Annotated in this window: 11 protein-coding genes; 2 read left to right on the plus strand and 9 right to left on the minus strand. The window is 42.3% G+C overall.

The genetic code is table 11. From position 1 onward, the window contains the following. Window positions 1-46: 46 nt before the first annotated feature. Window positions 47-1,336, minus strand: a complete 1,290-nt coding sequence (locus DXC10_RS08820; protein ID WP_101545525.1) for an inositol-3-phosphate synthase — start codon at window positions 1,334-1,336, stop codon at window positions 47-49. A gap of 107 nt (window positions 1,337-1,443) precedes the next feature. Then, complete coding sequence (locus DXC10_RS08825; RefSeq protein ID WP_117737697.1) at window positions 1,444-3,981, minus strand: DUF5686 and carboxypeptidase-like regulatory domain-containing protein; 2,538 nt, start codon at window positions 3,979-3,981, stop codon at window positions 1,444-1,446. 224 nt (window positions 3,982-4,205) lie between these two features. Here DXC10_RS08825 and aspT point away from each other — a divergent pair, with 224 nt between their 5' ends. Together aspT and aspD are read left to right on the plus strand one after the other, a co-directional pair. Next, window positions 4,206-5,900, plus strand: a complete 1,695-nt coding sequence (gene aspT, locus DXC10_RS08830) for an aspartate-alanine antiporter (RefSeq protein ID WP_117737698.1) — start codon at window positions 4,206-4,208, stop codon at window positions 5,898-5,900. A 117-nt stretch (window positions 5,901-6,017) separates the two neighbouring features. Continuing rightward, on the plus strand, window positions 6,018-7,628 hold the full coding sequence (aspD, locus tag DXC10_RS08835) for an aspartate 4-decarboxylase (RefSeq protein ID WP_101545245.1): 1,611 nt from the start codon (window positions 6,018-6,020) through the stop codon (window positions 7,626-7,628). Here the strand turns inward: aspD and DXC10_RS08840 are convergent, their stop codons facing one another. From DXC10_RS08840 to hisG, 7 genes are all read right to left on the minus strand, one after another. After that, a complete protein-coding gene (locus tag DXC10_RS08840) occupies window positions 7,629-8,945 on the minus strand; it encodes a PAS domain-containing sensor histidine kinase (RefSeq protein ID WP_101545244.1) in 1,317 nt (438 codons plus the stop codon). It abuts the gene before it with no gap. Between the two features lie 4 nt (window positions 8,946-8,949). Next, window positions 8,950-10,302, minus strand: a complete 1,353-nt coding sequence (locus tag DXC10_RS08845) for a sigma-54 dependent transcriptional regulator (RefSeq protein ID WP_101545242.1) — start codon at window positions 10,300-10,302, stop codon at window positions 8,950-8,952. Window positions 10,303-10,422: 120 nt separating this feature from the next. Beyond that, window positions 10,423-11,910 carry a TolC family protein gene (locus DXC10_RS08850; RefSeq protein ID WP_117737699.1) on the minus strand — a complete coding sequence of 496 codons (1,488 nt, stop codon included), beginning with the start codon at window positions 11,908-11,910 and terminating at the stop codon, window positions 10,423-10,425. Window positions 11,911-12,038: 128 nt separating this feature from the next. Beyond that, window positions 12,039-13,187 (minus strand): bifunctional histidinol-phosphatase/imidazoleglycerol-phosphate dehydratase HisB, encoded by a 1,149-nt coding sequence (hisB, locus tag DXC10_RS08855; RefSeq protein ID WP_117737700.1) that lies wholly within the window; start codon window positions 13,185-13,187, stop codon window positions 12,039-12,041. Further along, the gene (gene hisC, locus DXC10_RS08860) at window positions 13,184-14,224 is read right to left on the minus strand and encodes a histidinol-phosphate transaminase (RefSeq protein ID WP_101545522.1); all 1,041 of its coding nucleotides are present in this window, start codon (window positions 14,222-14,224) and stop codon (window positions 13,184-13,186) included. Before hisC ends, hisB begins: the two co-directional genes overlap by 4 nt. Window positions 14,225-14,247: 23 nt before the next feature. Further along, window positions 14,248-15,540, minus strand: coding sequence for a histidinol dehydrogenase (gene hisD / locus DXC10_RS08865; protein ID WP_117737804.1), 1,293 nt, complete (start codon window positions 15,538-15,540; stop codon window positions 14,248-14,250). A gap of 60 nt (window positions 15,541-15,600) precedes the next feature. Beyond that, on the minus strand, window positions 15,601-16,452 hold the full coding sequence (gene hisG / locus DXC10_RS08870; RefSeq protein ID WP_101545235.1) for an ATP phosphoribosyltransferase: 852 nt from the start codon (window positions 16,450-16,452) through the stop codon (window positions 15,601-15,603). Between the last annotated feature and the right edge of the window lie 68 nt (window positions 16,453-16,520).

The following is a 16,520-nucleotide window of genomic DNA, read 5'->3' on the forward strand; positions in this document are numbered from 1 at the left end:
CTTACTACCCTATCACTCTATCACCCTATCACTTTATTCGTATTTTTTAATCCAGATAACTCGGTGCCTCTTCACCTATCATGTTACGGAGAGTTTGTTTTACCATTCTCCACTGTTGGAACAAGTCGTGTACCGGCTGATGTTCAAAATCATGCATCGGACTCTTACAGAAGAAAGACAACCAGGTTTGGATGCCGCACATACCTGCACGCATTGCAAGGTCACTGAAAATAACCAGGTCAAGTGCGATAGGAGCTGCCAAAATAGAGTCACGGCACAGGAAATTGACTTTGATTTCCATTGGATAACCCATCCAACCAAAGATATCAATATTATCCCAAGCTTCCTTGTTATCCTTACGAGGAGGATAATAGTTGATACGTACTTTGTGATATACATCACCATACAGATCAGGGAATTTTTCCGGTTCGAAGATATTATCGATCACAGACAATTTGCTGACTTCCTTAGTCTTGAAGTTTTCAGGTTGATCAAGAACTTCACCATCGCGATTACCTAAAATATTAGTAGAGAACCAACCGCTCACACCCAACATACGAGTTTTGAACATCGGGGCAAGCACTGTTTTCATCAAAGTCTGACCGCTCTTAAAGTCCTTACCGGAAATAGGCACATTCATTTTTTTGGAGAATTCCCACATAGCCGGAGTATCCACACACAAGTTAGGAGCACCCATGATGAAAGGAGCGCCTTCTGCGATTGCGGCGTATGCGTAACACATACTCGGAGAAATAACTTCCGTATTGTTCTCTTTCATTGCTTTTTCCAAAGCAGCGAGAGACTGGTGTTCTTCAGCCAATGGAACAAAAATTTCAGTACTTGCAGCCCACAATACAACGATACGGTCGCAATTATTAGCAGCTTTGAAATTGCGGATATCCTCACGCAATTGTTCCACCATATCCCAACGAGTAGAAGTTTGCTTGATGTGCGTACCATTCAGACGCTTTGCAAAATTATGGTCAAAAGCAGCAGGCATCGGTTTGATGGCTTGCAACTCTTCTCTCACTAAATTCAGGTCTTTTTCTTTCAGAACTTCAGCATACATTGCAGCTTCGTATGCATCATCCTCAAAAATATCCCAACCACCAAAAACTATATCATTCAAATCAGCCAAAGGCACTACATCCTTGATAAGCTTTTCTTTACCATCCTGCATGCGCATAGTAGCCATTTGTGTGATTGAACCTATAGCTTTTGCCAAACCCTTACGAGCAGCTAATGTACCTGTAATCATAGTGGTTGCAACCGCACCACCTACTCCGACTACCAATACGCCTAAACGCCCGGTTGCCGGCTTAATGTTTTCTTTCATTGCCATTGTTATATTTAGAGTTTAAAAAATTGCTCAAATTTAGGGTATTTTACCCAATTGGGATTAGTCTTTTTATCCGATTTAATGTTCTATTAGTAAGATTTAAGTTAAAATGTCATGTGCAAGCTAATTCTAAGCCCGGATTTATCAATATTTGGTAAATTTCGGTAAGTCAAACGCCATACATAATCGACACGAAGCACCTTAAAAATGTTTTCGATTCCAACCCCAGCCTCCACATATGGAGTATGTCCCATCGTAGTACTTCCTGCCGGAAAACGGAACAATCCTTCACTCAACGCCGGATTATTTTGGTTACTCAAATTCCCATAAAGTCCACGACACGAAAGGACTTCACGCCATTTCATTTTTTTCAACAATGGAATACGGTTAAAAACGAAACCGTTCAAGAAGTAAGTGACATCCCAGGAAGCATATTCATCATTCATAAATTCCATTGCATTCATTAAAGAATATGATTCAGGCTGGATGGTATAAGACAAGTTGGCATTCGGAATGATAAGTAACGGAAAAGGTACCTTATTCCAAACTTTTCCTGCTTTCAATATCACATCCGTATACCCGAAAGCAGAGAACCAGAAACGTTTCTGAAAACCTGCTTCGGTATAATGATAGGTGTAATCTCCCCCTAAAACTCCCTTGGCTGCCATGGTATGTGTCAACGTAAATACCGGTGCATCCAGTGATACGGGAAAACGGTTCCATTGGGTCTGGAAGAACTTCTCATTCGGAGCATAACGCAATTTCAACTCCACTTCACTGGTAGAAATACTTTTTACAAATGTTTCATCCGCATCTTGTTTGATAAAAGGTATCAGGCGAGAAGACTCATCTTTCCGCAAACGGGTAGTGAATTGCAGGGAAAAACCGGAATAAAATTCGTTTGTATAAGTGAGTTCCGCTTTTCGCTGATAGCCGATACGGTCATCCTTCTGTCGCTTCAAAGCCAAAAAGACGTTATCTTGACTGGTATATAGATAGTGCTGCCCGTATTGATTTACATCAGACAAATATCGCAGCCTTAAAGAATGAATGGGGAACTCATTGGCATACTCCTTCTTTTTATAGAACGAATATTCCAATTCTGCCAGCCCCTTCATCCGATGGTCACGAAAACCGTAAGCCATATATCCCCTTCCAAACAAATGAGGATTGAGCCAAGCAGTCGTCATTCCTCCCGCACGTAGGCGCACCCCTTCAAGGGTATTTCCACTGATGGTGGTGTTCATCATTCCTATATAGAATAAAGGAGCTTTCTCTTTGGGAACCGGAATATAGCCCGTAAACAGAACCTTCAGTACCTTTTCCGACCAATAATATACCGGATAACTGCGTAACTGAGCCATCATTTTATCCACAGATGTTTCCTTTTTACTAACCACCACATGCCTGTTGGCATCCCAATACGCTTCAGAATAAGTGGAAGCTTCCTTCGCCTCAATCACTTTTTCCGGTTTCTTAAAAGCCTGTTGAGCTTCACTGGTAGGTTCATACGTATAATTCCGATAGAAAACATCCCTCTTGGCATAAATACCGTCACTATTATCTACCAACTTAAATTCGGTAGTAATACTTTCGTTGACAAGCTGCCGCGTACCATCTTCCGCACGATCGAAGTTCTGTTCAATCTTCATATAATCTACAAAATTCAGATTGATTTTTTGGGGAAAGTTCATCACGACACGACGTACAAAATACGTACTATCCAACATGACATACAGATGCCCCGTAAAACCAAATGACTCGGAATTGAAAGGAACAAAGGTCAAATCGACACAAGGTTTACCCGCAACCGCCAAGGTATCCATCAGATAATATTTGTAGAACGAAGGTCCCAGGGAGGAAAGCGGACTGACAAACTTATTGGTAAACAGAGTAATGTTATTCTCATAGATATCCACATCGGTCATAGTGACGCTGATAGCTTGTTCCATCCCCTGTTGTGACAACATCTCATCCACACCTGCCTGACGTCGTGCCTTTACCCATTGTTTTTCGCTATGGGGAGATTTACGATAAAAATCGGTTGCCAATAATTCACGGTTTGACACAGCCAACACAGGCTTATCGGTAACGGCGGAAGTATCCACATAATTGGCCAGAAACTTGAATTTGCGGTACAACCACTTTTGTTGCTTCACACTATCAAAATTATTAATGGCAAATGTCATTTTCTCGTAGCGGTCACGTTGCCAGAAGTCGCGTTCATCCGGTGCATAGTCATCCCGGCGTTCAATCATTTCACGAACAAATTCAACTGCCGGATTGTCTTTTTTCTTATATCGCTCCCGTTTGGGTTTTACTATAATTTCATTCAACGCGTATGTAGCAGGAGAAAGCACTACCTTGAAATGTTCTCCGCGTGCAGGATGGATCAGATGATTATATTCATTGTAACCTACGGCAGAGACTACCAACATAGCTTCCGGACGATAGGTTTTAAAAGAAAAATATCCCCGGTCATTGGTCATCCCCCCTTCAGTAGTACCTTTTAGATAGACGGATGTATAAGGCAAGGGCTCATTCGTCAACGAATCGGTGACAACTCCTTGTACCAGATATTGCGCACGTAACGGCATAACAATAACTATCATGAACAGAAAAGCCCTAATATACAACCTCATACCTATCTACATCTATATTAAATGATGATTCAAGAGTCTAATACTCCTAAATTCCCATTTATCAATTTAGTTTGCAAAGGTACGGAAGAAAACTTTTCCTAAAAGTTCAGTTTTACTGAATAAATGTTCTAAAAAACCACTTTTAATTCAAACACTTCCCGTTAAAAGCCGTTGTATAGCGAAAACGACGTAAAGAGACATCAGAACAACCTAAAAACTTAATTATGGAATGGATTTTTAATCAATTGAGGGAACGTCCCGAACTAGCCATCTTCCTCACGATTTTCCTGGGATTTTGGCTTGGGAAACTACGCATCGGTAAGTTTACATTAGGAACTGTTACTAGCGTATTGCTTGTTGGAGTTCTTGTGGGGCAATTGAATATTGCCGTACCCGGTCCTATCAAAGCGGTATTCTTCTTACTTTTCTTATTTGCGGTGGGATATAAAGTAGGCCCTCAATTTTTCCGTGGGTTGAAAAAAGATGGATTACCACAGGTAGGTTTTGCTGTACTGATGTGTGTATCCATTTTACTAGTAACCTGGTTACTCGCCTTGATGATGGGATATAATATGGGAGAAGCCGCGGGGTTACTTGCCGGTTCCCAAACAATTTCCGCCGTAATAGGAGTTGCCGAAGATACAATGGCAGGTATGGGACTGGACGAGGCACAACGGCAAAGTTATGCTAACATCATCCCGGTATCATACGCCGTGACCTATATATTCGGAACTGCCGGTTCGGCATGGGTATTATCGTCCATCGGCCCCAAAATGCTGGGCGGACTGGAAAAGGTGAAAGCTGCCTGCAAGGAGCTGGAAGCCCAAATGGGCAATTCACAAACAGATGAACCGGGTTTTATGCCTGCTGCACGTCCTGTAACTTTCCGAGCTTACCGGATAGATAACGAATGGTTCAAGAAAGGAAAAAGAGTAATTGACTTGGAAGTCCATTTCCAACAACAAGATAAACGGTTATTCGTGGAACGATTACGTAAATCGGGAGTCATCGAAGAAGTAAGTCCGAATGTAGTCCTTGAAATAGGTGATGAAGTGGTATTGAGCGGTCGGCGCGAATATGTTATCGGAGAAGAAGACTGGATAGGTCCCGAAATTCTAGACGCACAATTGCTTGATTTCCCGGCAGAAGTTCTACCGGTTATGATAACCCGAAAAACATTTGCGGGAAAAACAATATCCGTTGTCCGCAGAGAAAAGTTCATGTATGGTGTAAGTATTCGTAGCATCAAAAGAACAGGAATAGAAATTCCCGTCTTGGCACAGACTGTATTGGACGCAGGTGATGTCATAGAACTGGTAGGGACCAAACAAGAAGTGGAAAAGGCAGCCAAGTCTCTGGGCTACATAGACCGTCCTACCCACCAGACAGATATGATATTCGTTGGTCTCGGTATTCTTATCGGTGGATTGTTTGGAGCATTATCCATCCATATCGGAGGAGTCCCCATCAGTCTGAGTACCAGTGGCGGGGCACTGATTGCCGGTTTGTTCTTCGGCTGGTTACGGAGCAAGCATCCTACATTCGGACGTATCCCTGAACCTTCATTATGGGTTCTGAATAATGTCGGGTTGAATATGTTTATTGCTGTAGTAGGTATTGCGGCAGGTCCCAGTTTTGTGCAAGGTTTCCGTGACGTAGGTGTCAGCCTGTTCCTGGCAGGCGCGGCAGCTACCACCCTACCGCTGATTATCGGACTTCTGCTGGCAAGATACCTCTTTAAGTTCCATCCTGCCATTGCTTTGGGATGTTGTGCTGGTGCACGTACTACCACAGCCGCCTTAGGAGCCATCCAAGATACAGTAGAAAGTGAAACTCCGGCTCTGGGCTACACCGTGACATATGCCGTAGGTAACACCTTACTTATAATATGGGGAGTAGTCATCGTTTTACTGATTTAAAAGCCAAACTTAGAAGAAACTAACCATGAATATATTAAGAAATAAATATTGAGTTACTAAGAATTAGTTTATAGAGAACCAAGAAATAAATAGATAAGAACTTAAAAACAGATTGATATGGATACCAAGCTATTAGAAAAGAAAATGGAAAATATCAGCCCCTTTGAGCTGAAAAACCGCCTTATAGACATGGCAGACGAAAGTCTGAAAAAGAGTGCCCGAACCATGCTGAATGCCGGACGTGGTAATCCGAACTGGATTGCTACCGTTCCACGCGAAGCATTCTTTCTCTTGGGACAATTCGGATTGGGAGAATGCCGCCGGGTGATGTACATGCCGGAAGGTATTGCCGGAATTCCCGAAAAGCAAGGTATTGCTTCCCGTTTCGAGTTATTCCTCAAGAGTAATACCTATAAACCAGGAGCTTCCCTGCTGGAACAAACCTATAATTACATGCTAATGGAACATGCCGTAGACCCTGACAGTCTTGTTCACGAGTGGGCGGAAAGTGTTATCGGTGACCAGTATCCCGTACCGGACCGTATCCTGAGCTTCACCGAAATCCTCGTACGCGACTACTTAAATCAGGAGCTATGTGACAACCGTCCGCCACGTGGGACTTTCGATTTATTTGCCACAGAAGGCGGAACAGCCGCCATGTGCTATATATTCGATTCATTACAAGAAAACTTTTTGCTAAATAAGGGAGATGGAATTGTTCTCATGGTTCCTACCTTTACTCCTTATATCGAAATTCCGCAGTTGAACCGTTATCAATTCAAGATGACGGAACTACACGCCAACCGTATGACAAAGGATGGACTACACTTGTGGCAATACAGTGATGAAGATATAGACCGCCTGAAAAATCCGGCAATCAAAGCTCTTTTCGTAACTAATCCGAGCAACCCACCCAGCTATGCCCTTAGCCCAGAGACCATGGCACGTATCGTGAACATTGTACGTGAAGACAACCCTAATCTAATGATTATTACGGACGATGTTTATGGTACCTTTAGTCCACATTTCCGTTCATTTATGGCAGAAATCCCTTATAACACACTATGTGTCTACTCATTTTCCAAATATTTCGGAGCTACCGGATGGCGTGATGCCGTGATAGCTTTACACGAGTTCAATCTGTTCGACAAGCTGATATCCAAATTACCAAAAGAAAAACGGGAAATTTTGAACCGTCGTTATTCCACTCTCACGTTACATCCTGAGAAATTAAAGTTCATTGATCGCATGGTAGCAGACAGTCGACAGGTAGCATTGAACCATACCGCCGGTCTTTCATTGCCGCAACAGATGCAGATGAGCCTGTTCGCAGCTTTTGCCTTGCTCGACAAAGAGAATAAATATAAGCAGAAAATGCAGGAAATCATTCTTCGTCGTCTACATGCTCTATGGGACAATACCGGTTTCACCCTAGCAGAAGATCCACTGCGTGTAGGTTATTATACTGAAATCGATATGTTGGTTTGGGCAAAGAAATTCCATGGTGACAAATTTGTGGAGTACTTGAAGAAAACTTACAGCCCCCTAAATGTCGTCTTCCGCCTTGCCAAAGAAACCTCCCTCGTATTGCTGAATGGTGGCGGTTTCGATGGGCCGGAATGGAGTATACGTGCCTCGCTTGCCAATCTGAACGAAAAAGACTATGTCATCATCGGCCAGGGCATCAAAAGAATATTGGATGAGTATGCAAAGGAGTGGAAAAAATAATCAGTCATTAAACAATATACGGAAACGAGTCAGCCCATCATTGTAAGTACGCAGGGAGAAGGCACAACCATGACGACTCAGCACTTCCCTAATAAACACCAGGCCAATTCCCTGCCCGTTCGGCTTGGTGGAAAAGAAGGGGCTGAAGAGTTTAGCTTCGGCCTCTTTACTAATTCCAGGACCATTGTCAACGACTTCTATGGAAGCGGGAGCAATGGTCCTTACTATGATTTCGCCATGTTCTATTGACTTTTCAGTTACCCCCTCAATACTCTCGGCTGCATTCTTGATGATATTCACCAAAACCTGCTCAAAAAGGGAAGCATCCAGACGCACCTTACCGATTTCAGGATCACATTCTAAACGTAAATTAATGTTACGATCGTTACACATACCTTCCATGAAACGTTTACACATAGCCGCCAACTCATTCAGCTGGACAGGAGCTACGGTCGGTTCGGGTATCTTCACCACATCGGCAAAACGGGTGATGAACCGGCTCATGGAAAAACAACGTTCCGTACATACACGCATCACATCACAAATATCTTCCATCCCTTCTTCGGTAGAAAGCGCTTGCTCCACCGTATCTAGTGTGGAAGTTATGCCTGCCGTCGTATTATTCACTTCGTGGGCAATCATACGGATCACCTTTTCATAAGCACGTTTTTCTGCGCGCATCACTTCTTCCGTCATGCGTTCAATCAAATAGAAAGGATGCTTGAAACCTCTGTCTATAAAAGAAGAATGAGTACATTTATAGATATTAGCGTCATTCAGGCGAATGACCGCCGTGGTATCTTTGGGAATATCAGATAACTCGACCGCTAACGGAGAATCCACTAGTTCCAGTTGCTTATCCATCGCTTCTTCCAAGCGGACACCCAGCATCTTCAATGCCATGGGGTTCAATTGGGAAATGTCACCGTCTAATGTAGTGATGATAACTCCCATCGGAGAAGCCTGTATTAATAAATCCAGGAAATGGTTCTGTTCGCGCATTCTCAGCCGTTCATTCTTCAATTGCTCCATCATCCGGTTGAAGATATTCACAATACGATCGGCTTCATACTGCCCCACCAGGCTAAGACGGCTGCTGAAATCCTGTTCACGCAGTAATTCCATACCGTTACCGATGGTATTCATGGGCTTTACAATCTTACGGTAGAACACAAGAAGATAAATCAAAATGAATGCAATGAGTCCTTCTACTATATACAGGTGAGTGACTTGCATCCCTCCCGCCAGATATAGCAACGCTCCACCCAAACCGAGTAGAAAGAGGACGAGAATAAAGAAGAAGAATTTAATGCGCATGTAATTAAGCGATTATATTGTATTTCTCCAAACGGCGATAGAGTGCGGCACGGCTGATGCCCAATGATAAAGCTACCTGACTGAGGTTACCCTTATGTTGTTCCAACGCTTGCAGAATAGTTTGCCGCTCTATTTCATCAAGTGTCATTCCGGCAAATGAAGTTCCTTCAGCCGCTTTAGCTGGCTCGTCATGGCGTAAATACTGCGCGTCAAAATCAGAAGCATCCAACACAGATTTGCCGCTAACCAGAATTGTACGTTCCACTAGATTTTTCAGTTCACGGATATTGCCCGGAAAAGGCAGACGTGAAAGGAAGTTCAATGCATCCGCTGAGAAATCGGTACGGGGCAGTCCGTTGATTTCAGCCTGACGGTCGGCAAAGTGACGCGCCAACAAAGGAATATCTTCACGACGTTCGCGCAAGGATGGAAGCTTTACAGTAATCAGATTGATACGATAGAAAAGGTCTTCACGGAAAGTCCGTTCGGAAACCATCTTACGCAAGTCGGCATTAGTAGCTGAAACTACACGGACATCCACTTTACGAGGACGGCTGTCGCCCAGCACCTCGAATGTCTGATCCTGAAGCACACGCAGCAGTTTTACCTGGCAAGAGAGATCAAGATCACCTATTTCGTCCAGGAAGATAGTGCCTTTGTTTGCCATCTCAAACCGCCCGATACGGTCAGCACTGGCATCAGTGAACGCACCTTTCTTATGACCGAACATTTCACTCTCAAACAAACTCTGGGAGATACCACCAAGATTAACTTTCACAAAAGGTTGTTTCGTTCGCTGACTATTGATGTGGATGGCTTCGGCAATCAATTCCTTCCCCGTACCACTCTCTCCTGTAATCAATACGGAAGCATTGGTGCGAGCTATGCGTGCCACGGTATTCAAAACTTCCATCAATCCCTGAGATTTACCAACGATATGACTGCGGTTCAGAACGTTACTTTGCTCTTCCAGCACTTCTTTCGGAGCAGCGGTCAGTTCCAAAGCAGTTTCAATCCGTTGCAATAAAGCAGCATTGTTCCACGGTTTGGTGATAAAGTCGAAAGCACCCGCCTGCATACCTTGTACGGCAAGCTGAATACTTCCCCAGGCAGTCATCAGAATAACAGGAACTTCTGGACGGAATACTTTTACTTGTTTCAACAGCGTAAGTCCTTCCTCTCCTGTAGTGGAAAGGGTAAAGTTCATATCCATCAATATCAACGCAGGAGCCTCAGCACGGACTATATCAATAGCTTCACGAGGACCAGAAACTACTTTCACGTTATAACCGGCACGCTTCAACATAAAACTAAGTGAAGAGCGTACGGCACTATCATCATCTACTATCAGTATCATAAATATTTGTAGTTTGTATTGGACAAAAGTAACGATTTCACAATAGAATACGCAGATTTATACGGATTTTTATCATTTTTCCTTATAATCGGTATAAATTCACGTAATCTGTTGTGACGATTATCCTTTAATGATATCTTCAAAATCCGCCTCCAACTCTGTATTCCGCTCAAAATCCCAAAGCGTCAGACTACGGAGCTGGTAAAAATAGTACCAATAATAATAAAGTTCCGAGATATGCTTCTGGCGTGCTTCATCTTTTGAATTTTGGGCATCATTCAGATCAAGCGTACTGATCTTACCAATCATAAATGTCTCTACACTTGTCTTGTAACGTTTTTCAGCGATGATGTCCGCTTCTGCCGCTATTCCCAATTGTTGTGCCTGATTATTGAAATTGGCCACCAACAAGAATATATCCTGATTAAAATCCATTTGTTCCTGACGGAGCTTAGATAAAACGACTTCACGGTTACTCTTGGCTACCCGAACCTTTCCGCGACGTTTTCCCCAGTCAAGGATAGGAATTTTCACACCTACTTTCACTATCTGGTTATCCAGCAGATCCTGATAAGCAGAAGAGAATTCTTGGTTTTGCCCCGTGTAACCGACACTGGCGAAAAGGTCGATACTCCGTAGGTTTCCACGGGCAGTAGCCACTTCGTAATCGGCTTCCAACTGACGGCGACGGATGTTTTGGGCAAATGAATTACGTTCCAACGCTTTATTCAACACATAATCATACGCCATTTTTATGTTAGGAACAGAAGCTGGCAATACAGGATTTAGTCCTTTCTGTTCGGATACCCCAAGGAAAGAACGGAGCTGAAACATTTTTGCATTCAGGTTACTTTCTGCTTCCGTCACATCCGCTTTTCCTTGCAATGCATTCAACTTGAGTTGCAACAAATCATTCTCAGAAATCTGTCCCATCTTGCGTTTAGCAATCGCTACTTCATAAAGACGGTCTGAATTTTCTTTGTTTTGCTGTGCTGTGGCCAATGCTTCTTTAGCCAACAATAGCTGAAAGAAGTAAGTGATGGTCTTCATTGTCACTTCTTCCGTAGCAGAGATAAATGCAGCTTTTGCCTCGGCGTAGCGGACAGGTTCAATACGACGGTTCCACTTCAAATTGTTCACACCAAAAATGGGTTGTGTCAACTCAAGGCTAATAGGGACGGACATAAATTGTTTATCTCCGTTAGAGCCCAACTGTTTGAGATAATCAAGTGAAGAGGCCAAAGACAGTTTACCTCCTGTGAACCAAATATTTTGGTCTATAGACAATGTACCAGATAGTCCCAGTGTATTATTACGGACAAAACTATAAGAACCATCCGAATTCTGATAAGCACTGTAGGATTTATTATAATTAGGTAATGTACCCGTAAAATTCACTTCGGGTAATAAATCCGCACGAAATGTACGATATTCCCAATAAGCGGTCTTCAATTCATTTAAAGCGACAGCAGCATCTACAGACTGAGTACGCGCCAATGCAATGGCTTCTGCCAAAGTAATGTCGCGTTCATGCACCATCAAATCGTTTTGCGCAAAAAGCACCGACGGTATAAAAAAATAAAATGCAAGTAAAAAAAAGTTTTTCATGTTTGAGCATAATAATAATCGCGAAAAGAAAAGCAAAGAGTGTGCCAAATGACCGGAAAAGGCCAAAACAGGGGGAGTGTCCGATATCGGACACTCCCCCTGTTCATTTACGGACGATAAACGAGTATTTACAATACTCCTTTGGAACTTGGCAATTCATAATGATAGATATCTCGCTTTACTGCCATTTTCAATGCCCTTGCCAAAGCTTTGAAAATACCTTCTATCTTATGATGTTCATTTTGTCCTTCTGCTTTGATATTAAGATTCATCCTAGCGGTATCACTCAGTGATTTGAAAAAATGCAGGAACATTTCTGTGGGCATCTCTCCTATTCTCTCACGCTTAAACTCCGCATTCCATACCAGCCACGGACGCCCACCAAAATCAAGACATACCTGGCAAAAACAATCATCCATTGGTAATGCATATCCATAGCGTTCAATTCCCCGCTTGTTTCCCAACGCTTGATAAAGACATTCACCGAGAGCAAGTGCAGTATCTTCTATAGTATGATGCTCGTCTACTTCCAAATCACCTTTCACATGAATAGTCAAGTCTAGTCCACCATGCTTACCGATCTGTTCCAACATGTGGTCGAAAAAACCTAAACCTGTATATATGTCGCAATGACCGTTTCCATCCAGATTGAGAGCTATATAAATATCTGTCTCTTTTGTTGTGCGGCGTACTTCCGCTTTTCGTTCACCGGCAAAAAGGAATTCAGCCACTTTATCCCAATCTTTTGTTGCGAGTACACACACCTCTCCAAAATCTTCAGAGTTCGTCCCGCCACCTTCTAACCCGGATTTCAGTATATTCATATTTTCTTGAAGAAGAATAGCCTTACATCCTAAGTTCTTAGCCAGTTCTACATCCGTAAGACGATCACCAATTACAAAACTGTTTGTCAAATCATAATCCGGGTTATTCAAATATTTAACAAGCATGCCGGTACGAGGTTTACGTGTCGGTGCAAAATCTTCAGGCATACTACGATCAATACATACCTCATCAAAAGTGATACCTTCACCTGCCAATGTCTTCATCATCAAGTTGTGAGCTGGCCAAAAAGTCTCTTCCGGAAAAGAAACCGTACCCAAACCATCTTGATTGGTAACCATTACAAACTCAAAATCCAATTTGCTACGGATAAAACCAAGATTGCGCATCACCTTCGGATAAAATTCCAACTTTTCGAGCGAATCAAGCTGATAATCTATAGGAGGTTCGACAACCAGTGTACCATCGCGGTCTATAAAAAGTACTTTCTTCATATATTATACTTTTTCAATGCTTCGATCAGTTTTTCATTCTCAACATGAGTACCTACAGTTACACGCAAACAGTTTCCACAAAGTGAAATAGAATTACGGTTACGAACAATAATACCCTCGCCTACCAGATAGTTGTAAATCGTCACGGCATCTGTCACACGAGCCAAGAAGAAATTTGCATCTGACGGAAATACTTCAACAGTACAAGGCAATCCTGTAAATTCCGCCTCCAAATGTTCACGTTCTTCTTTCAACATCTTCACCCATCGCTCTATTTCATAATAGCGGTGCAACATTTCAATAGCTTGTTTCTGTGTTAACTGGTTTACATTATAAGGATACTTTATCTTACTAAAAATAGTGATAATATCTTGTGAGGCAAATGCCATACCTAAACGGATAGCAGCACATCCCCACGCTTTAGAGAAAGTCTGGAGAATGATGAGATTAGGATACTTATCCAGTTCTTCAAGGAAAGAAGGGGCTTCCGAAAAGTCGTTGTATGCTTCGTCCAATATTACCAATCCGTCAAACCTCCAAAGTAGTTTCTCTATTTCACTACGAAGCAAGTCATTACCTGTGGGATTATTGGGAGAACAAAGAAAAATAAGTTTCGTATACTCATCTGTAGCCGCCAACAAATTATCTGCCGAAAACTGGAAGTTATCATCCAACAATACCTTGCGATATTCCACATCATTCACGTCTGCACATACCTGATACATACCGTATGTAGGGTCTATGGCAACCACATTATCAATACGCGGTTCGCAGAAAGCACGAAATACAAGGTCAATCGCTTCATCACTGCCGTTTCCCAAAAAGATATGCTCAGGACTTACTTTTTTAATTTTTGCCAACTCTTTTTTCAGTTCCCACTGCATGGGATCAGGATATCGGTTATGTGGTAAATTATAAGGATTTTCATTGGCATCAAGAAACACGGATGCAGTTACACCTTTATATTCATCTCGTGCCGAAGAATAAGGTTTTAAACGCCAGATATTGGGGCGGGTCAATTGTTCTAATGTCTTCATCATGATATTTACGATATCAAATATTAATTTTTAAGTTTCAACTCTTCAAGCCTTACGGTTACTGCATTCTTATGTGCATCCAGATGCTCATTGGCAGCCATTTCTTCAATGGCAGCTCCTATAATACGTATTCCCTCAGGCTTGATTTCCTGAAATGTGATTTTACGTATAAAGCTATCAAGACTGACACCGCTATATGCCTTGGCATACCCATTGGTGGGCAGGGTATGATTGGTACCCGACGCATAGTCTCCCGCACTCTCAGGAGTCAAAGAACCCAAAAATACCGAACCGGCATTCACTATACGTTCTGCCACAGACATATAATTACCAGTTTCAATAATCAAATGTTCAGGAGCATAGATATTTGTCAATTCGATAGCCTCATCCATATCACGAACCACGATAAGTTTACTATTAGCAAGTGATTTTTCTGCTATTTCCTTGCGGGGCAACAAAGCAAGTTGGCGCTCTACTTCGTCTTTCACTGCTTGTTGCAGCTTTACAGAAGTAGTAATCAGCATTGCCTGACTATCCACGCCATGTTCAGCTTGGCTTAACAAATCAGCGGCAACAAATACAGGATTAGCTGTTTCATCCGCTAATACTTCTACCTCGGACGGACCGGCAGGCATATCTATTGCTACATCACGCAAACTTACTAACTGTTTGGCAGCTGTGACATACTGGTTACCTGGTCCAAATATTTTATAGACCTTAGGCACGCTTTTAGTACCATATGCCATAGCTGCAATGGCCTGCACGCCACCAGCTTTGAATATCCGGTGTACACCCGCTACTTTTGCGGCAAACAATACAGCAGGATGTACCTTTCCATCTTTTCCCGGAGGAGTACAGAGAACTATCTCTTTGCATCCTGCAATCTTGGCCGGAACGGCAAGCATCAATACAGTGGAAAATAAAGGTGCTGTACCTCCGGGTATGTACAATCCTACTTTCTCGATAGCTACAGCTTTTTGCCAACAGGTTATTCCCGGTTGGGTTTCTATCTTCTTACCTTCAAAGCGCTGTGCAGCGTGAAATATCTCTATATTTTGTTTGGCCAGACGAATGGCGGCTTTCAATTCTTCACCCACCAAAACTTCTGCTTCTTGTTGTTCTTCATCTGTAACAATCAAGGAAGACAACTTCACTTTATCAAACTTCTCTTCAAAGTTCAACACAGCACGATCACCCTCAGACTTTACGCAGTCAATAATATTCCGTACCGTATCGAACAGATTTTCAGTATTCATCACCGGACGTTCCAGTAACTCGGTCCACTGTGATTTATCAGGATTGGTTATTAAAATCATATCTATCAGTTTTAACATTATATAAATGAGAATTTAGGGACGCAACACCTGGCAAAGTTCCTAAATTATCATTTTTTCAATCGGCAATACCAAAATCCCTTCTGCCCCCAACGCTTTCAGCTTACCGATAATCTCCCAAAAACATTTTTCATCGAGCACTGTATGTACAGAGCACCAACCTTCCTGAGCCAATGGCATCACTGTCGGGCTTTTCATACCTGGAAGTACAGACACAATTTTATCCAACTTATCTTTTGGTGCATTCATCAACACATATTTTTTATCTTCAGCTGTTTTCACTGCATCCATACGGAAAAGCAATTCTTTCAAAATCTCTTGCTTATCTTCACTCATGTTCTTATTACCAATGAGCAACGCTTCAGACTTCATCACGACTTCCACTTCCTTCAGACGATTACTTACTAAAGTAGAACCGGAACTTACTATATCAAAAATAGCATCGGCCAAACCGATACCCGGAGAAACCTCTACAGAACCTGTAATCACATGTATCTCAGCTTTTACCCCTTGCTCTTTCAGATAGCTGGAAAGTATACCGGGATAGGATGTTGCTATTTTTTTCCCATCAAACCATTTTATGCCGGGATATTCAATATCCTTGGGCATAGCCAATGAGAGACGACATTTACTAAAACCCAGACGCTTGATAATTTCAGCATCTTCATTTCTCTCCATAAACTCATTTTCACCGACTATACCAATGTCCGCAACCCCTGTCGCCACTGTTTGTGGAATGTCATCATCCCGAAGGAACAACACTTCGATAGGAAAATTAGAAGACTGTACCAGCAACGTACGTTTAGTTGCACTCAATTTTATATCCGATTCTTCCAGGAAAGACATCGTCTCCTCATAAAGACGACCTTTAGCTTGCACGGCAATTCTTAACATAACTATTTATTTATAATTTAATTATTTACTAAATATAGTATTCAAATTATTTTCCTAAATACTTGAAA

Source organism: Bacteroides sp. OM08-11 (assembly GCF_003438665.1).
GTDB lineage: Bacteria > Bacteroidota > Bacteroidia > Bacteroidales > Bacteroidaceae > Bacteroides > Bacteroides cutis.